Raw genomic sequence first — 18,237 nt, forward strand, 5'->3', positions numbered from 1 at the left:
GTCCGCCCGGTTAGTGTGACCGCATGGTGAACGCAGAAACGGGTACAGCGGATATCGGTGTCATCGGCGGATCGGGCTTCTACTCCTTCATCGAGGACGTGACCGAGGTCCGGGTGGACACCCCGTACGGGGCTCCGAGCGACTCCCTCTTCCTGGGCGAGATCGCGGGCCGCCGGGTGGCGTTCCTCCCGCGTCACGGACGTGGCCACCACCTCCCGCCGCACCGCATCAACTACCGCGCCAACCTCTGGGCCCTGCGCTCCGTCGGCGTACGCCAGGTGCTCGGCCCGTGTGCCGTCGGCGGGCTGCGCCCGGAGTACGGGCCGGGGACCCTGCTCGTACCGGACCAGCTGGTGGACCGTACGAAGGCCCGCACGCAGACGTACTACGACGGCGAGACCCGGGCGGACGGAGCCCAACCGAACGTGGTGCATCTCGGCTTCGCCGACCCGTACTGCCCTCATGGACGCCGGGCAGCACTCGCTGCCGCACGGGGGCGCGACTGGGAGCCGGTGGACGGCGGGACCCTGGTCGTGGTGGAGGGGCCGCGCTTCTCGACCCGGGCGGAATCACGCTGGCATGCGGCGATGGGCTGGTCGGTGGTCGGTATGACCGGGCATCCGGAGGCGGTACTCGCCCGTGAACTGGGGCTCTGCTACACGACGATGACCCTGGTGACGGACCTCGACGCGGGGGCCGAAGCCGGCGAGGGCGTCAGTCACGGGGAGGTGCTCGAGGTGTTCTCCGCCAACGTCGACCGGCTGCGGTCGGTGCTGTTCGACGCGGTGGCCGCGCTGCCTGCGAACAAGGACCGCGACTGCGCGTGCGTGCGCGCGCTGGACGGACTCGACACCGGAATCGAGCTGCCCGGGGTGTAGCTGCCCGGGATCGAGCTGCCTTGAGGCCGCCGACGTCACCCCGGTGAACCCGGCAGCCGTCGACCAGGTCGCAGCCCGGCCCTGGACGTAGAGGGCCTGGCAGATCGTCTCGTGGGCCACGTGCATCTCCGGCCGGTCGGGAAACCGGGACCGCAGAGCCTGGCAGATCTGCTCGGGGCTCGACCGCAGGTCCAGGTGACGCCGGATGAAGTCCCTCGGCGCAGCGTTCTTCTTCCCCGGCTCGGGGCGGGGGACGGGCACGACGAAGGCGACGCCTCCTGATGGATCGGGGGCGTCGCCTTCTCATTGCCTCTACAGGCGTGGCGGCCGATGCGGCCACTCCTCGCACGTCCGCACTCGATCCCGGCGATCCGACAGGCTTCCCTGCCGGCCCTGTTGCATGAGCTGGACGTACGCCGCCCGCTCACGGGTCAGATGGGTGCGCCGAGGGGACGGCGGACCGCCGGCATGGGTTCCGGCGGTCCACCGTCCCTTTCTAGGCGAGCGTGATCGCGTAGATCTCGACGCGGGAGTCGTCCGGCAGCGAGACCGAACGGACCGTCTTGCCCCCGTCGAGTTCGGCGGCCGTGCCGAAGAACCGGATGGACGGCCCGTCGACACCGCTGCCCTGCTTGATGCGGTGCGGCATGTCGAGGACGACCGTGCTGCCGACCGGCGCGGAGCCCGCCCAGTCGCCGAACGTCACCGGTGCCTCGGTGCTGCTGCCGTCCGTGTAGTGCACGGTCAGTGTGGTGGTGACAGGACCGTTGTGCGCCGAGCCGACGAGCCGCAGCGCACTGTGCTGTCCGGCGGGCAGCAGGAGGGCCTGCCCGCGCGCTTCGAGGAAGTTGTTCGCCGTGCCGGTGGGGTCCGGTGCGTCGTACGTCACCCCGTCCCATGTGACCGGCCCCGCCTTGGGCAGCAGGTCGCCGTCATAGCTCCAGCCATGCCCGTCGAAGTCGCCCTCGTCGGAGTTCGCCACCGTGGCCGTGCCGTCGTGGTTGAGGTCCGCGCGCAGATTCACGGCGCACTGCCCGTTCGTCTCACTCGCGCAGGTCGTGGCGGCTCCCACCGCGACGGTGGCCTTGCGGGTGACCGCGTTCGCCCCTCGGCCCGCGACCTTCACCTCCACCGGGTAGGACCCGGCGGCGACGCCCGGCGGCACGGTGATGTCGAGCGACACCTTCTTCTGCACCGGAAGGTGTCCGGAATCGATCACCAGTGGTGAACGCAGTGCCGTCGTGGCCTTCCAGCCGCTGGGCACCTTCGCCGTGACCGACACGTTCAGCTTGCCGGGTGCCTGCCCCAGGACGTCCAGCGTGAACTTCGCGGTCTGCGCGGTGTCGCCAGTGGGGACGACCGCGGAGGCGGGACGCAGCGACGCGTCGACGTGCTTGCGGCTGTCGGGGGACGCCTGATTGACGGATGGCGGCTGGGCGCCCTTGCCCGTGCCCCAGGAGGACGGGGAGGTCCCGAGCCGGTGGGCCAGGGTTCCGCCGTGCGCGAGCTTGTTCCAGCTCAGCCAGGTCTGGGGTACGTCCCGGCCGTTCAGGGCCACGCTCTGCACGTACCGCTTCGTGTCACTCGCTCCGGGTGCCCCGATCGTCAGCGTGCCGCCCTGGCCCTTGGTGCCGCGTGCCTTGGGGTAGCTGCCGATCCGGACGGTCGCCGACGCGAACTGCGGGCTGGACACGGCCAGGAAGTCGCCGCCGCTCATCGTCGGGTAGAGGCCGAGCGAGGAGAAGACGTACCAGGCCGACATGGTGCCCAGGTCGTCGTTGCCCGTCATCCCGTCCGGCCCGTCGGTGAACAGCGTCATCGCCGCACGCACCACGGTCGCGGTCTTCGCCGGAGCGCCGACCCAGTTGTACATGTACGGGGCGTGCAGATCCGGCTCGTTGTTCGGGTTGTACGTCGACTTGCCGTAGTAGTCGTACGGCTGCGAGATCCAGTCGTTCCGAGCGGTGCCCGCCGGGTCGGTGAGCAGTTTGTCGTGGACGAAGAAGGAGTCGAGCCGCTTCTCGGTGGCGCTCCGGCCGCCCATCAGGCTGACGAGACCAGCCGGGTCCTGCGGCACCAGCCACTGGTACTGGTACGCGCCGCCCTCGTGGAACTGGTGCGCCGCCTCGACCGGGTCGTACGGCGTGAGCCAGGTGCCCTCGGCCGTCCGCGGCCGGAACTGCTGGATCGAGGAGTCCCACAGGTTCCGGTACCACTGCCCGCGCGCGGCGAACATCCGGGCGTCGGACTTGTGTCCGAGCCGGTCGGCCATCAGCGCGAGCGACGCATCGGCGGCGGAGTACTCCATCGTCGCCGACGCCGGGTGCTTGCAGTCGTTGTCACCGCCCTTGTCCGCACAGTCCTTGCCGAGCTCGAGACCTGACGGGATGTAGCCGCGCTCGGTGTAGTACTCCGAGCCCGAGCGTCCGTTGTACGACGAGTCGGCGGGCGGGGTGCTGGTCGCGTTCTTCTTCAGCAACGCGTAGGTCTCTGCCTCGTGTCCGGCGAGGAGACCCTTCGACCAGGCCTCTACGAGGAAGGGGGTGACCGGGTCACCGGTCATGATGTTGGTCTCGCTGTTGGCGAGCGCCCAGCGGGGCAGCCAGCCGCCGTCCCGGCCGGCCGCGACGACCGACAGCGCGACGTCCCGGGCCACCTTCGGCTCCAGCATCTGCAGAAGCTGGTTCTGCGGCCGGTAGGTGTCCCAGAGGGAGAAGTTCTGATACGGCGTGTAGTCCTTCGCCGTGTGCGTCTTGTCGTCGAACCCCTGGTACAGGCCGTCGACGTCACCGGCAAGGTTCGGGTGCAGCTGGCTGTGGTACAGCGCGGTGTAGAAGGCCTTCTGCCGGTCCGCCGCGCCTCCGCCGACCCGGATGGAATCCAGCTGCTTCTTCCAGGTGTCCTGCAACGCCTTGCGCGTGGCGTCGAAGTCGAAGGACTCCTTGGTCTCCGCGGCCAGGTTCTTACGGGCGCCCTCCACACCTGTGTAGGACAGCCCCACCTTGAGGACGGCGTCCCGGTCGGTGGTTGCGTCGAAGGTCACCCAGGCGCCTTTCTGGCCGCTCCCCTCCGCATCGCGGGTGTCGGGCTCGGGGTCTGCGCCGTCCCACGTGCCGTAGGCCTTGAAGGGCCGGTCGAAGGTGGCACTGAAGTACACCGTGTGCTCGTCGTGTCCGGCGCAGAAGCCCCCGGCGTGCACCCTGCCCTCGATGGTGCGGTCGCCGACGACGTGCACCTCGGAGTCCAGCACGGACTGGTTGGCCTTGCCCGTGTTGAACAGGACGTTGGCCGAACCGGTGGAGGGGAAGGTGTAGCGCTGCCACCCGGTGCGTTCGGTGGCGGTGAGTTCCGCGTCGACGTCGTACTTCTTCAGCCCCACCCGGTAGTAACCGGGGCTGGCCTGCTCGTCGTCGTGGCTGTACGGGGAGCGGTAGGCGTTCGGGTCCACGGAGTCGACCGCGCCCGTGGTCGGCATGATGGGCAGCTCGCCCATGACACCGCAGCCGACGCCGGAAAGGTGCGTCTGGCTGAATCCGTAGATCGAGTCCTGCTTGTAGTCGTAGCCGCCCTGGCCGCCGGTGTCCGGACTGACCTGGACCATGCCGAACGGCGCGCTCGCCCCGGGGAAGGTGTTGCCGAAGTTCTGGGTTCCGACGAACGGATTGACCAGATCGATCGGTTCCGCGTCCGCGGCGGCGGCAGGCTGGGCCATGCCGACCACTCCACCACCCACGAGTACGGCGGCCATCAGACCGGCTGTTATACCGGAAGCACGGGGACGGAACGGTCTGAAAGCAAACCGCATGGGGTATTTCCCTTCGAGTCCTGACACAATGACAACGTTGTCACACTGTTCGTTGGCACCGTAACCCCCGACCGCCCCGGATGTCACTGGTTGAGCGGGGGTCAAATCCTGACGCGATGGATCGACTTCGCAGAATGTGGTGCCCCGCGTCCTACCGCGACGTGTCCGGCGATCGGGTCGGTGGCGTCGGACGCGAGCTCCCGCCGCTTCGCCTCGTCGTCGGTGGGTAGCCGGGAGCGCAGGATGTGCCGGCGGTGTACCTGCGGATGCCCGATGCCCGATGCCGTCAGAACGTCGTCGATCAGTCGGAATTGGATCCCGTCGCACCGCCGGATCGCACACCGGGCCACGGCGCAGTCGTCGGGATCCAGCTCAAGCCGATGGGCGACCTCTTCGGCCGCCCGCTCGACCGTGACGGCACAGGGGTCCTGGCTCGCATCCCGGCCGAGGCTTTCGAGTGAAGCCCTTCATCCGTCGAAGTCGACGGGGAATCTGGCGCGGGACGATCCGGGTTCAGCGGGTGCGGATGCGCCACTCGACGGCACACGGAGGGCGGACGTAGCTCGCCGGATCGAGCTGCCTGAGCTCGATCCGGACCCGGCGGGGTGGCCGTAGCCAGCAGAGCCATGACACCCCCGTCGGCTTGCCTGGTCACGGCTCGTACGGGTACCGGGGTTATCCACAACGTGTGGGTTTTCCACAGGCCGCGGCCGGATTCCTGCGGAAGGTGAATGGTGAGGGGCGTCCGGCATTGTCGCCGCCGGACGCCCCTCACGCTCCGGATTTCCTTCACCGCAGGTGGTGTTTGCCATGTTCCCGTCCGTTCCCGATACCCGTCCGGCTCCCCCCGCACCGCTCGGGGTGCCACCGTTCGCCCCCCTGCGCGTACGCGGCAGCCGTGCCGGACGGCTGCGCCGGGTGATACGCGGACAGCGCCGCGCGATGGCGGCTGGACTCGCCCTGGCCTCTGCCGCCCTCGCCGCTTCGGGCCTGAGCGCCTCGGGCACCGGCACACCGGGTGCGGGCGGCGTCGCCGTTGCGGGCAGTGCGCCGCCGGCCCCGGAGCGGCGTCCTGTGCGACGGGTGTCCGCGGCGGTACGGATCGCGGATGCGGCGACGGTGCGGCTGCTCCGTGCGGGCGACCGCGTCGATGTGATCGCCTCGCAGGACGGAGACCCCGTTGCCCGGGTGGTGGCGAAGGACGTACAGGTGGAGGACGTGCCGCGCGCCATGGAAGGCGCCGGGCACGGATACCCGGGGACGGACGGCGACGGCGCGACACCTGCGGGAAGCGGCGCCCTGGTGGTCCTGTCTGTGGAACGGGACACCGCGGCGGCCCTGGCGGGCGCCGGCGTTTCGGGTCGTCTCGCGGTGGTGGTGTCCCATGCCGACCAGCACTGATCTTCCGTCAACTCACTCGCAGGAAGTGTCCGATTGGACAGTGCAACCTTCTGGCGCCTTATGTGGCGGGGCAGTTCGCTCCCCGTACGGCACACCCAGAGGAGGGCTCATCCGTGAGCAACAAGAAGGTCAGTCTGCTGGACGGCTTCAAAGCCTTCCTGATGCGCGGCAATGTGATCGACCTCGCGGTCGCCGTCGTCATCGGTGCCGCATTCACCGACGTCGTGAACGCGGTCGTCAAGGGGATCATCAATCCGCTGGTGGGGGCCTTCGGCACCCAGGACCTGGAGAAGTACAGCTCCTGTCTCCAAGGTCCCTGTGTCGTGGATCCGGACACCGGAAAAATGGACGGGATCGAGATCCTGTGGGGCTCGGTGCTGAGCGCCGCACTCAGCTTCCTGATCACCGGCGCCGTCGTCTACTTCCTGATGGTGATGCCGATGGCGAAGTACCTCGCCAGGCGGGCAGCCGCTCAGGCTGCCAAGGAAGGCGTTCAGGAAACGATGGAGGTGAGCGAACTGGAGGTGCTGAAGGAAATCCGCGACGCTCTGGTATCCCGGCGCAACCAGGCGTAGCAACCGGGTCGCACGTGCCGGATCACACGTGGTGGGGCGGCTTCTCGTCGAGGAAGCGGGCCAGATCGGCGGCGCTGCCACCGGCAGGAGCCCGCTCGCCCCACCCCTGGTCCGTATCGTCCGCGGACTGCGTGTCCAGGGGATCGTCGAAGATCAGAGGCGGCTTGGGCCTGGGCTCCTGCGACGGCTTCGACTCTCGCGGTCCGGAGGCGGGGGCGGTACTCATACGTCCAGGGTACGGCGACGCTCTCCGGCCGTTCATAGCCGGCCTTACCGGTTCTTCGGCCCGCGTCTCATCGGTCCTTCGGTTCGCGTCTCATCGGTCCTTCGGATCGAGCAGCCACAGGCCGAGGACGACGAGGAACGACAGGCCGAGGAAACCCGCGCCCCACCAGGCTGTTCCTGTGTTGCCCTCCATCCATTCGTCGATCAGCACCGTCAGACCCCAGAGCTGCCCGACGACCACGGTCATGGCCAGAGCCAACCGGGCTGTCAGCTTCGAGGAACGCTCGGGTTCCTGGTCGGTGCCGGCTCCGGGACCGGGGCCGGTGTGCCGCACCCGCGGGTCGCCGTAACCGCTGGTGGCGCGGATCTGGGGGTAGCGCTCGCGTACGGGTCGGTTCAGTTCGGGGCTGGCGCTGCCCGGCTGGTACTCGGGGTACCGGTGCCCGGAGGCCTCCTGGTCGGCACCGGGTTCCGGGCGCTCCGAGGGCTGTCGGGGGTTCGTCATGACCGCCCGCCCGTGGCTCCGGTCCCTCCGGTGGCGCTGCCGGACGGCTCGGCGCCCGGCACGCCGGCACTCGACGAGGCCGCCGGGGGTGGTGCTTCCACGCCGCCGCTGACTCCGGGACAGCCGATCCGGGCAGCCAGGTCCGGACGGTCCTCGCCGAACTGACGGCACAGCCCGTCCTCGACGCTCTCGCCCGAACGGGTGGTACCCACGGCCCAGATGCTGCCGTCGGTCTGCTCGGTGAGCACCACCTTGGGCAGTCCGCGGGGCGGCGGCCCCGCGGTGACTTCGCCGGTCCGGGCGTCGAAGACGCCTTCATGGCAGGGGCAGTAGAGCTCCCCCTCCGGGCCCCGGTCGTTGCGCCAGAGAACGGCGCAGGCGAGATGGGTGCAGATCGCGGAGTAGCCGACGAGGGTGCCGTCGTCCATCCGTACGGCGACTGCACGGTCCTCCTCCCCGGGGTAGCGGAAGGAGAGGGACTGGCCGGGCAGCAGCTGCGTGGCGATCTGCTTCGGCTTGGGGGCCTTGCCGTCCTCCTCGTCCCCGTGACGGTGGAGGATCCCACCCGCCACCCCCAGTCCGCCGAGCGCGAGGCCGCCGGAGACGGTGGTCACGATCCGGAGGTAGTCGCGCCGGGTGGTGAGCGAGTCGGCGGCAATCCGGTCGTGGAGTGCCTCGCGGGGGTCGCCGCCGGAGTTCCGGTCGCTGCCGGGCTGCTGTTCGGTGACGCTCATCGGCGGACGTCCTTTCCGTTGATCTCGACGACGGGAAGGCCTCCGGGCACGGGCCACTGGACCCGGTCGGCGGGGACGACCATGGCCACACCGGTGCGGACCTCGCTCTCGCCGAAGACGAAGGTGTCGGCGACCTGGACACCGGGCCGCTCGGCCTGGAGCTCCTCGAGGGTTCCGTAGAAGAGCGCTCCGGTCGGGCAGACGGTGGCGCACATGGGGGCGAGTCCGTAAGCGGTGCGGTCGTAGCAGAGGTTGCACTTCATCTGCAGCTTCGCCTGGAGGTCGATCTTCGGGACGCCGAAGGGACAGGCGTTGACGCAGTTCGCGCAGCCGATGCAGCGGGTGGTGTCGGCCTGCTGCACCACACCGTCCGCGGTGACCAGGATCGCGTCGGCGGGGCAGACCTCCGCGCAGGGGGCCACGGGGTCCTCGCAGTGCATGCAGACCGTGGGGAGGGAGGCGACCGAACTGCCCTCGTCGGTGTAGTCGAGGTGAATCATCGACTTGCCGCGGTGCGAGTCGCATTCCCGGCAGGCGGAGACACAGGCCTGGCAGCCGATGCAGCGCCCCGGGTCGATGAAGATCGTTCTGCCCATCATGCGGCTTCAGCTCCTGTCCGAGGTGCCACGGCCCTGCGGAGACGTGGGCGGCAGCGGGTCGGTCCGGGACACCTGGGTCTCGGGGTAGGCGACGTGGCCGGGTGCGACGGGGGGCGCGGGCACCTCGTCGATCTTTTCGGCGTGCTCGATCCGGCAGGCGCACACCTTGTACTCGGGGATCTTGGAACGGGGGTCGAGGGCATCGATGGTGAGTGCGTTGGCCGAGGTGGGAACCGGCCAGTGGTACGGGATGAAGACCGTGTCGGGGCGGATCGCCTCGGTGACCAGTGCGGGGAAGACTTCGCTGCCGCGCCGGGTGACGACGCGGACGGGTTCGCCGTTGCGGAAGCCGTGCGAGGGGTGGACCTCCGCCCAGGGCCGCGGGGTCTGCTCGACGAGGGCGCCCAGCCGGCGCGTCTGGTTGCCGGAGAGGAAGTGGGCGACGGTGCGTCCGGTGGTGAGGGACATGGGGTGCTCGTCGTCGTACGGGTCCATCGGCGGGTGCCATTCGACGACCTGCATATGGATCCTGCCGTCGGGGTGGTAGGTCCTGCCGTCCTCGAAGAGGCGCGGGGTGCCCGGATGGTCGGTCGAGGGACACGGCCAGGCGATGCCGCCGGTCTCCTCCAGGCGTTCGTAGGTGATGCCGGAGTAGTCGATGACGGTCCCGGCGGACGCGATCCGCAGCTCGTCGAAGACCGCCCGGGAGTCGGCGAACGCGAACTTGTCGCCGGCTCCCAGGCGCCGGGCGAGCTCGCACATCACCCAGGTGTCGGTCCGTACACCGGGGGGAGGGTCCTGCGCCTTGTTGTGCTTGACCACACGGGCTTCGGCGTTGGCCATGACGCCCTCGTCCTCGGCCCAGGTGGTGACGGGGAAGACGACATGCGCGTTGGCCGCGGTCTCGGAGAGGAAGAAATCGAACTGGGCATGGAATTCCGTGGCGTCGTAGCCCTCCTTGACCACGCGGTAGTTGGGGAGGGAGACGAAGGGGTTGTTGCAGATGCCGATCAGTCCGCGGATCTCGCGGCGCTGCATCTGCCAGACCATTTCCATCATCGATGTTCCGGCGGCCGGGAGTTCGGATTCCTCGATGCCCCAGATCTCGCAGATCTGGCGCCGGTGTTCCTCGTTGCGGATCGAGCGCCCGCCGGGGAGGAGATCGGACTTCTGGCCGTGCTCGCGGCCGCCCTGTCCGTTGCCCTGCCCGGTGAGCGTGCCGTAGCCGGCGCCGGGTTTGCCGATGTGGCCGGTGGCGGCGCAGAGGTTGATCACGGTGAGGCAGTTCTCGACGCCCTGCGAGTGGTGCTCGATGCCCCGGGCGTGCCAGGCCATGGCCTTGGGCGCCCTCGCGAAGGCACGGGCCACCTGGACGATCTGCTCCGCGGGGACGCCGCAGATGTCGGCGGCGCGGGACGGCGGGTACTCGGCGGCCTTGGCCCGGACCTCGTCCCAGCCGGTGGCGTGGGCCGCGAGGTAGGTCTCGTCGGTGAGGCCTTCGGCGATGATCACGCTGAGCACGGAGTTGAAGAAGGCGGAGTCGGTGCCCGGTTTGAGCGCGACATGGATGTCGGCGGTGCGGGCGATCGCCGTCTCGCGCGGGTCGATCACGATCAGGGTGGCGCCGCGGTCCCGGGCTCCCCAGACGTACTGGGTCAGCACGGGGAAGCACTCGCCGACGTTGGAGCCGGCGATCAGGAGGCAGTCCGTCAGCAGGATGTCGGAGAAGGGGTTGCCGGCCCGGTCGATGCCGAAGGCGAGCTTGTTGGCGCCGGCGGCGCTGACCATGCAGAGCCGGCCGTTGTAGTCGACGTGCCGGGTCCTGAGCGCGACCCTGGCGAATTTGCCGACGAGGTAGGTCTTCTCGGAGTAGAGACTGGCACCGCCGAGAAGCCCGAACGCGTCATTTCCGTGGGCCTGCTGGATGCGCTTGATCTCGGAGACGGTGAAGTCGAGCGCCTCGTCCCAGGAGACCTCCCGGAAGTCCTCGTCGCGCGAGCGGCGCATGAGCGGGGCGGTGAGCCGGTCGGGGTGGTTGACCTGCTGGTAGGCACTGATGCCCTTGGGACAGAGCCGCATCCGGTTGATGTCGTGGTTGCGGGGCTCGACTCCGAAGACCTTGCCGCCCCGGTCCACGCGCAGATACATCCCGCACTGGACGCCGCAGAAGCAGCAGTGGGTGGGGACGAGTGTCTCGCCGTCCTGGTCGGCGTGCCACCGGTCGGCCGGGATGCCTCCGGCGTCCCGGAATCCGCGGGTGCCGGGAGGTGCGAGGGAGGGGTCGAGGGGCACGGCCGTACGGCGGTCGGCTGCGCGTGGATCCGCGGTCACTTGAAGCCCTTCTTCACCTGGGAGAGGTAGGCGCTGCCCCGCAGCACCCTTTTGCAGCGCGGGCAGTACTCGGCCCATGCGTCGAAGCCGAGGTCGAGGTCGCGCATCGTGCCGCGCAGGTTCTCGACGTACGGCCCGGTGTCGATGGGTTCCTCGCAGCGGCGGCAGGCGAAGACCTGGTCGTCCTGGCGGCCGGTGTACTTGAACAGCTGCATCCCGACCGCCGCCGGGCGCTGCACGATGTGGAAGAACTTCCCGAACGGGATGTAGATGAGGGTGAAGACCACCGACACCATGTGCAGGATCGCCAGGAACTCGTAGCCGCCGCCGTGCAGGAAGAGCGAGGAGAAGGTGAGCAGCAGACCCGTCACGGAGACGACGATCAGGGCGAGCAGCGGCACCATGTCGTAGGCGAAGCGCTGACCGGTGATGGCGCCGCGGTCCTTCATCCGGCGCCAGAGGAAGTAGGCGGCTCCGGGGATGACCATGACGGCGGCGATGTCGAGGCCGTGGAACATCAGCCAGCCGAGGATGTTCAGCGAGTCGAAGCCGAGGATCTTGAAGCCCCAGATACGCATCTCGTAGCCGGGGCCCGAGCCGCTGCCCGAGGTGAAGGTGAACCAGCCCCAGGTCAGCGGAAAGGTGATCAGCGAGGCGAGGATGCAGCCCCAGAAGATCAGCTGGTGGGCGGCCCAGCGGGCGTGCGACCGGGCACCGAGGAACTTCTGGAAGCCCAGGTAGGTCGCGATCATCTTCGGCAGGGCGGTGGGAGCCTTGCGGAAGTTCTCGGCCGAGAACAGGCTGCCCCAGCCTCGGGTGAAGAGGCGGCGTGCGCCGGGGGCGGAGATCCAGACCGTGTAGCGGTAGGCGACGCCGAAGGCGAGGAAGACGGTGGCCACGGCGTACGGGAGGAGCGCCGAGTCGAAGTTGTGGAGCAGACGGCTGCCGAGCACGATCGCGAGGATCAGCAGGACGGAGACGACGACACCGGCCAGGGCCGCCCGGGCGTTGAGGGACCGCGGGACGATTCCCGCCGCCTTCGCGGCGACGGCGGAGGCGGGACCCGAGGTCCGGCCGTCCGCCCCGCCGGGATCACCGGTGTGGGTACCGGGGTCGGACTGCGTGGGTGCGGCGGGCTCTTCTGGTGGCTCGGTCACCCGGCCACCGTAGGGCTGTATGGCGCGTTTGGTCCTGTTATGAGCATCCGCAGGATGAGGGAGTCGCCCGTGTGGCCCCGGCCCACGGACCGACTGCGTCCGCTCGTTCCCTCTCCCCCGCGATCACCGGTACGTTCGCCGGGACACGGCACCGCCGCACATCACGAGGAGCCCGGAATGACCGAGGAACCACGCCTCTTGGGACCGCTGGACGCGCTGACGGACGTCGACGGGATCCGTGTCGGCCATGCCCGGGTTCCCGGCGAGGGCGCGCTGAGCGGGACCACCGTCGTCCTGGCTCCCGAGGGCGGCGCCGTCGCCGCCGTCGACGTACGCGGTGGCGGCCCGGGCACACGGGAGACGGACGCTCTCGATCCGCGCAATCTGGTGCAGCGGATCGACGCGGTGGTCCTCACGGGCGGCAGCGCGTACGGGCTGGATGCCGCGTCCGGGGTGATGGTCTGGCTGGAGGAGCAGGGGCGCGGGGTCCGGGTCGGCCCCGACCCCGCCCACGTGGTTCCGGTCGTGCCCGCCGCCTGCCTGTTCGACCTGGGCCGGGGCGGTGACTGGCGTGCCCGGCCCGACGCCGCGACCGGCCGCGCCGCGGTGGAGGCGGCCGCGGCATCGGAGCCGGGGGCGGCGGTCCCCGAGGGCACAGTGGGTGCGGGCACGGGCGCGGTGGCCGGACAGCTCAAGGGGGGCGTCGGCACGGCGAGCGTGCGTCTGGCCTCGGGTGCCACGGTCGCCGCCCTGGTCGCGGTGAACGCGGCCGGCTCCGTGGTCGATCCGCGGACCGGAGTGCTGTACGGGGAGTACGGCGCCGGCGAGCCCTCGGTGCACCCTGCGCCGGAGGTCCATGCGGCCGCCCGGCTGCGCCTGGAGGAGCTCCGGGAGACGAAGGCAGGACGCCCCTTCAACACCACGATCGCCGTCGTCGCCACCGACGCCGACCTCACCCGCGCCCAGGCGCAGAAGCTCGCAGGCACGGCGCACGACGGCATGGCGCGCGCCGTGCGGCCGGTCCACCTGCTCAGTGACGGGGACACCGTGTTCGCCCTGTCGACGGGACGGTTTCCGCTGCCTCCGGAGCCCGTGGCGGAGCTGAACGACATCCTGGCAGCGGGCGCTGACGTGCTGGCCCGCGCCATCGTGAAGGCCGTACGGGCGGCTCGGGGCGTCGACGGCCCTGGGGGTGCGTTCCCCTCGTACGGCGACCTCTACGGCACCGTCTGAGAAGGCCGGGAACTTTCTGCGTGCGCGGTACGTTTTTTGCGAACCCCGGTCACGATGTCAGACCCAGGGACTACGTTATGCACGCATCAAGTAACGCGCGGCGACGGCCTGGAGACAGCACCTTGAGCGATCCGTACGAGACAACCGAGCAGCACCTCGAGCGACTCCTGCGATGCGCCCTCAACTCCTTCGACCTGTCCGACAGCACCATCGACCGGCTCGGGACGGCGCTTGCGCACAGCAGCGCGCTGCATTCGTCCCACCACAGTGCGGCTCTCCACCGCGAGACCCACAGGCACACCTACCTGCTCTCGGACGGCACTGCTCTGACCCTGTGGGAGCTGGTGCACGGCAGCGGCCGGGACACCGGATCCCCCCGCAGACACGAGCTGTACGACGACGAGGGCGATGCCCGGATCGCCGCCGCACGACTGGCCGGAGGCTTCTGGGACACCCCGGCCTTCGGTGACGAGAGCCTCCAGTCCGACCTGGAGGTCCTGACGCTGCTGATGGCGGCGCCCCCGGTCCCGCTGCCCCGTATGTACGCCCCGGACAATTCGGCGGACCATGCCCGCCGCGTCCTGCGCCGCGCGGAGAACAGCGACCACCCGGGCGCCGAGACGGCCGGGCTGCTCCGGGCCGCCTTCGCCCACCACATCACGCAGATCTTCGGACGCCAGTGCCGTGTCGAGGGACGGGACGCCGGTTTCACGCTCTACGAGCACGCCTTCCTGCTCCTCGACGGCAGCGAGACGAGTCTGTGGGAGGTCGAGCACACGGCCACGCCGGACGGCCGCCACATGTGCGAGGTCTACGGGGACGAGGAATCCGCACGTCGTGCCATGGAGAGCCGCACACGGATCTGCTGACCGGCGCCCGTTGCAGGCAGGCAGATCGAGCGGCACGGATGAACGCACGTGGCCCGTACCTCCCCGGCCGGGGAGGTACGGGCCGCCGTCGACGTCACGGGATCGACGGGATCAGCTCGTCAGCGCCGGCTCCTTGGAGATGCCGTCATCCGGTGCCGAGTCCGCCGGCTCTCCGCCGCCCTCCAGGTGCACCTGCGGCCTGGCCGGCAGGGCGAACATCACCACGAAGATCACCGCGAGGACTCCGGCCACCCACCACAGCGAATCCTGGAACGCGTCCACGAACGCCGGGCCCACCGCTTCCGGGGCCAGCCGGTCGCTGATCGATCCGAAGAAGACGACCGAGACGAGGCCGAGCCCCAGGGCGGTGCCCATCTGCTGCACCGTGTTGATGAGTCCGGAAGCCGATCCGGAGTGCTCCTTCGGCACCCCGGAGAGCACCGCGTCCGTCAGCGGAGCGACGATGAGCCCCATGCCCACGCCCATGATCACCAGGGGCGCGGCCATCTGCCAGGCCGTGATGCCCATGCCGTACCGCGCCGCCTCCCCGATGTAGAGCAGCAGCCCGGCGATCATCAGCAGCGCGCCCGCCTGGAGGACCTTGCGGCCGAAGCGGGGTACCAGTTTCTGTACGGAGATACCGGCGGCCACCGAGACGGCGATCGAGAACGGGATCCCGGTCGCACCGGCCCGCAGCGCACTCCAGCCGAGGCCCATCTGCATGTAGAGCGTCCAGACCAGGAAGAAGATGCCGAGGGCGATACCGAAGGTCAGCTGCACGGCGACACCCGCGGCGAAGCTCTTGACCTGGAACAACGACAGTTCGATGAGCGGCGAGCCGTCCTTGCGCGCCTTCTGCCGTTCGTATGCGATGAGCCCCGCGAACACCAGGAGGCTGGCAGCCATCGACACGTGCCCCCACACCGGCCAGTCCAGGTCGCGACCGCGGGTCAGCGGATAGAGCAGCATGAGCAGGCCCAGCGTCACCAGGACCACCCCGACCAGGTCGAGACGGAGTGCCTTCGGCGCCTTGGACTCGCTGATGAACTTGCGCCCCAGGATCAGCCCGGCGATGCCGACCGGAAGGTTGATCAGGAAGATCGGCCGCCACTGCAGACCGAAGAGGTTCCACTCGGTGAGCAGCGCACCCAGCAGCGGCCCGGAGACCGCGCCGAGCCCGACGATCGCACCGAAGAGGCCGAAGACCTTGCCGCGCTCGTGTGCCGGGAAGGTGGCGTGCACGATCGACAGCACCTGCGGCACCATCAGTGCGGCCATGCCGCCCTGCAGAATGCGGGAGGCGACCAGCATCTCCGGGTTCGCCGCGAAGCCGCAGAGGGCCGAGGCGATCGTGAAGCCGCCGATGCCGATGAGGAAGAGCCGTTTGCGGCCGTAGATGTCACCGAGCCGGCCGCCGGTGATCAGGCCGGCCGCGAAGGCCAGGGCGTATCCGGCGGTGATCCACTGGATCGAGGAGAACGAGGCGCCGGTGTCCCGCGTGATGCTCGGGATGGCGATGTTGACGATCGTGACATCGACCAGGTCCATGAAGGCGGCGGTCATGACGATGGCGAGTGCGAGCCAGCGGCGCCGGTCCGCCGGCGCCACCGGCTCCGTGGGTGCTGCGGGGCCGGCCGCCGTGGACGGCAGGGATTCGGAAGAAGTCATAGGAAGAAACTACTGACCCATTAGGTCAGGTCGTGTCCTGATGGACCGGCATCCTGGATCCATGACGGATACCCCGGCACGACTGCTGAATCTGCTGTCGCTCCTCCAGACACCGCGCGAGTGGCCGGGCAGCGAGCTGGCCGAGCGCCTCGATGTCAGCCCGCGCACCATCCGCCGTGACATCGACCGCCTCCGCGACCTCGGCTATCCGGTCGAGGCGTCGCGCGGCTCCATCGGCGGCTACCGCCTGGTCGCGGGCGCGGCCATGCCCCCGCTCCTGCTGGACGACGAGGAAGCGGTGGCCATCGCGGTGGGGCTGAGGGCCGGAGCAGGGCATGCCATCGAGGGCGTCGACGAGGCGTCCGTACGGGCGCTTGCCAAGCTGGAGCAGGTCCTTCCCTCACGGCTGCGCCACCGGGTCTCCTCCCTGCAGAAGGCCACCGTGCCCCTCACTCGCGGCGACGGATCCACCATCGACCCGCAGACGCTGACGGTGATCGCTTCGACGGTCACCGGACGGGAGCGCTTGCGCTTCGCCTACCGGTCCGGCGACGGCACCGCGTCGAAACGGCAGGTCGAACCGTACCGGCTGGTCAGCACGGGCAGCCGCTGGTATCTCGTCGCCTACGACCTGGACCGTGAGGACTGGCGCACCTTCCGGGTGGACCGGGTGAGCGACCCGTTCGCCACGGGGGCCCGTTTCACCCCGCGCGAACTGCCCACCGAGAGCGGGGACGCGGCCGAGTTCTTCGCCCGGTCGATGTCCCGGATGCAGCCGGATCTACGCATCGACGTGACGTTCAGGGCCCCGGCGGACTTCGTGACGGCGCGGCTGCCCGCGTCGCTCGGCGTTCCGGAGCCGACCGGTGAGCACAGTTGCCGGCTGCGCTCGGTCTCCTCGGACTCACTGGAGTGGGTGGCGCTGCGGCTGGCCCTGGTGAACTGCGAGTTCACCACGCACGGGCCCTCGTCACTGGTGACGTACCTGAGCGATCTGGGCGCCCGCCTGACCCGCGCGTCGTCGGCGGCCGGGCCCGGGGCGGAGAAGAAATGAATGAGCCCCGGCGCCGGGGGGGGTGGGCGCCGGGACTCAGCTCATGGGACCGGTAGGAGACCGGTCGTCGGGCCGGTGCGAACCGGCTTGATTGGGAGGTTACGGGTTATTGGCTCACGCCGCAGCGTCAAAGCCCGTGTCGTGAGCCATTCGCTTCAATTCGAGTAGTGCGTGCTTCTCGATCTGGCGGATCCGCTCCCGCGTCAGACCGTGCTGCTTGCCCACTTCGGTGAGGGTCCGCTCACGGCCGTCCTCGATTCCGTACCGCATCCGGATGATGGAGGCGGTGCGGTTGTCGAGCTTGCCGATCAGGTCCTCGAGCTCCTCGCTGCGCAGCAGCGTCATCACGGACTGCTCGGGCGACACCGCGGAGGTGTCCTCCAGCAGGTCACCGAACTGCGTGTCACCGTCGTCGTCCACGGACATGTTGAGACTGACCGGGTCACGGGCCCAGTCCAGGACGTTGCCGACGCGCTCGGCGTTGGAATCCAGCTCGGCTGCGATCTCGGAGTGCTCCGGGTCGCGGCCGTGCTCGCGGTTGAACTCTCGCTGCACCCGGCGGATCCGGCCGAGCTCCTCCACGAGGTGGACGGGGAGCCGGATCGTGCGGGACTGGTCTGCTATCGAACGGGTGATGGCCTGTCGGATCCACCACGTCGCATACGTGGAGAACTTGAAGCCCTTGGCGTAGTCGAACTTCTCGACCGCGCGCACCAGGCCCGCGTTGCCCTCCTGGATCAGGTCGAGCAGCGGCAGACCCGCTCGCGGGTAGCGCCGGGCCACGGCAACGACGAGCCGGAGGTTGGAACGGATGAATATGTCCTTGGCGCGCTCGCCCTCGGCGACCAGCGCCTCGAGCTCCTTGCGCTTCGCTCCGCCGGCCTCGCTCTCCACATCACCGTCGAGGATCTGCTGGGCGTAGACGCCCGCCTCGATCGTCTGCGAGAGCTCGACCTCCTTGGCGGCGTCGAGCAGCGGCGTGCGAGCGATCTCGTCCAGGTACATGCCGACCAGGTCGCGATCGGCGATCTCCCCGCCCACGGCGCGAACGCTGCTTGCCCGGGTGGTCCCGCCGCTGGTGGCGGACGAACGTCGGGCGACGGCACGGGTTGCCATGCGTGCTCCCTTACTCAGTAGGTCGCGACACCCTTTCGAGTGCCCTGCATCCGATGGAAACAACGACTGGAATCCGGACAGAATTCC

Annotated in this window: 16 protein-coding genes and 1 pseudogene; 7 read left to right on the forward strand and 10 right to left on the reverse strand. The window is 69.6% G+C overall.

Annotated features, from left to right (window positions below; genetic code table 11):
- The first annotated feature begins 23 nt into the window (after window positions 1-23).
- Window positions 24-878 (forward strand): S-methyl-5'-thioadenosine phosphorylase, encoded by an 855-nt coding sequence (locus ABZS61_RS10155; protein WP_356417701.1) that lies wholly within the window; start codon window positions 24-26, stop codon window positions 876-878.
- Between the two features lie 75 nt (window positions 879-953).
- On the opposite strand, the pseudogene ABZS61_RS10160 reads toward ABZS61_RS10155, so the two are convergent.
- A pseudogene (locus ABZS61_RS10160) lies at window positions 954-1,130 on the reverse strand (IS30 family transposase); the annotation flags it as partial.
- A gap of 244 nt (window positions 1,131-1,374) precedes the next feature.
- Window positions 1,375-4,626: a GH92 family glycosyl hydrolase gene (locus ABZS61_RS10165; RefSeq protein ID WP_356417702.1), complete on the reverse strand. Its 3,252-nt coding sequence runs from the start codon at window positions 4,624-4,626 to the stop codon at window positions 1,375-1,377.
- Window positions 4,627-4,949: 323 nt separating this feature from the next.
- Here ABZS61_RS10165 and ABZS61_RS10170 point away from each other — a divergent pair, with 323 nt between their 5' ends.
- The 3 genes from ABZS61_RS10170 to ABZS61_RS10180 all read left to right on the forward strand — a co-directional run bounded on the left by ABZS61_RS10170 (window position 4,950) and on the right by ABZS61_RS10180 (window position 6,659).
- A complete protein-coding gene (locus tag ABZS61_RS10170) occupies window positions 4,950-5,144 on the forward strand; it encodes a hypothetical protein (RefSeq protein ID WP_356417703.1) in 195 nt (64 codons plus the stop codon).
- A 349-nt stretch (window positions 5,145-5,493) separates the two neighbouring features.
- Entirely contained in the window at window positions 5,494-6,084 is a 591-nt protein-coding gene (locus ABZS61_RS10175) for a hypothetical protein (protein WP_356417704.1), read from the forward strand.
- A 113-nt stretch (window positions 6,085-6,197) separates the two neighbouring features.
- The gene (locus tag ABZS61_RS10180; protein ID WP_356417705.1) at window positions 6,198-6,659 is read left to right on the forward strand and encodes an MscL family protein; all 462 of its coding nucleotides are present in this window, start codon (window positions 6,198-6,200) and stop codon (window positions 6,657-6,659) included.
- Window positions 6,660-6,681: 22 nt separating this feature from the next.
- Here ABZS61_RS10180 and ABZS61_RS10185 read toward each other — a convergent pair whose 3' ends face one another.
- The 6 genes from ABZS61_RS10185 to ABZS61_RS10210 form a co-directional block, all read right to left on the reverse strand.
- Entirely contained in the window at window positions 6,682-6,885 is a 204-nt protein-coding gene (locus tag ABZS61_RS10185; RefSeq protein ID WP_351181067.1) for a hypothetical protein, read from the reverse strand.
- 90 nt (window positions 6,886-6,975) lie between these two features.
- Window positions 6,976-7,389 (reverse strand): hypothetical protein, encoded by a 414-nt coding sequence (locus tag ABZS61_RS10190; protein WP_356417706.1) that lies wholly within the window; start codon window positions 7,387-7,389, stop codon window positions 6,976-6,978.
- On the reverse strand, window positions 7,386-8,123 hold the full coding sequence (locus ABZS61_RS10195; protein WP_356417707.1) for a Rieske (2Fe-2S) protein: 738 nt from the start codon (window positions 8,121-8,123) through the stop codon (window positions 7,386-7,388). The genes ABZS61_RS10190 and ABZS61_RS10195 overlap by 4 nt, the downstream gene beginning before the upstream one ends.
- The gene (locus ABZS61_RS10200; RefSeq protein ID WP_329210093.1) at window positions 8,120-8,722 is read right to left on the reverse strand and encodes a 4Fe-4S dicluster domain-containing protein; all 603 of its coding nucleotides are present in this window, start codon (window positions 8,720-8,722) and stop codon (window positions 8,120-8,122) included. Before ABZS61_RS10200 ends, ABZS61_RS10195 begins: the two co-directional genes overlap by 4 nt.
- A 6-nt stretch (window positions 8,723-8,728) precedes the next feature.
- On the reverse strand, window positions 8,729-11,053 hold the full coding sequence (locus ABZS61_RS10205) for a molybdopterin oxidoreductase family protein (protein WP_356417708.1): 2,325 nt from the start codon (window positions 11,051-11,053) through the stop codon (window positions 8,729-8,731).
- Window positions 11,050-12,081, reverse strand: coding sequence for an MFS transporter (locus tag ABZS61_RS10210; RefSeq protein ID WP_356417844.1), 1,032 nt, complete (start codon window positions 12,079-12,081; stop codon window positions 11,050-11,052). Before ABZS61_RS10210 ends, ABZS61_RS10205 begins: the two co-directional genes overlap by 4 nt.
- Before the next feature lie 306 nt (window positions 12,082-12,387).
- Here ABZS61_RS10210 and ABZS61_RS10215 point away from each other — a divergent pair, with 306 nt between their 5' ends.
- Both ABZS61_RS10215 and ABZS61_RS10220 read left to right on the forward strand, forming a co-directional pair.
- Window positions 12,388-13,443 carry a P1 family peptidase gene (locus ABZS61_RS10215; protein WP_356417709.1) on the forward strand — a complete coding sequence of 352 codons (1,056 nt, stop codon included), beginning with the start codon at window positions 12,388-12,390 and terminating at the stop codon, window positions 13,441-13,443.
- Window positions 13,444-13,565: 122 nt separating this feature from the next.
- Window positions 13,566-14,312, forward strand: a complete 747-nt coding sequence (locus tag ABZS61_RS10220; protein ID WP_356417710.1) for a DUF6227 family protein — start codon at window positions 13,566-13,568, stop codon at window positions 14,310-14,312.
- 111 nt (window positions 14,313-14,423) lie between these two features.
- Here the strand turns inward: ABZS61_RS10220 and ABZS61_RS10225 are convergent, their stop codons facing one another.
- Window positions 14,424-15,980, reverse strand: coding sequence for an MFS transporter (locus tag ABZS61_RS10225; RefSeq protein WP_356417711.1), 1,557 nt, complete (start codon window positions 15,978-15,980; stop codon window positions 14,424-14,426).
- A 61-nt stretch (window positions 15,981-16,041) separates the two neighbouring features.
- Here ABZS61_RS10225 and ABZS61_RS10230 point away from each other — a divergent pair, with 61 nt between their 5' ends.
- Complete coding sequence (locus ABZS61_RS10230; RefSeq protein ID WP_356417712.1) at window positions 16,042-17,034, forward strand: YafY family protein; 993 nt, start codon at window positions 16,042-16,044, stop codon at window positions 17,032-17,034.
- Between the two features lie 114 nt (window positions 17,035-17,148).
- Here the strand turns inward: ABZS61_RS10230 and ABZS61_RS10235 are convergent, their stop codons facing one another.
- On the reverse strand, window positions 17,149-18,150 hold the full coding sequence (locus ABZS61_RS10235; RefSeq protein WP_356417713.1) for a sigma-70 family RNA polymerase sigma factor: 1,002 nt from the start codon (window positions 18,148-18,150) through the stop codon (window positions 17,149-17,151).
- Window positions 18,151-18,237: the final 87 nt, after the last annotated feature.

Source organism: Streptomyces sp. NPDC005566, assembly GCF_040605575.1.
In the GTDB taxonomy this organism is placed as follows: domain Bacteria; phylum Actinomycetota; class Actinomycetes; order Streptomycetales; family Streptomycetaceae; genus Streptomyces.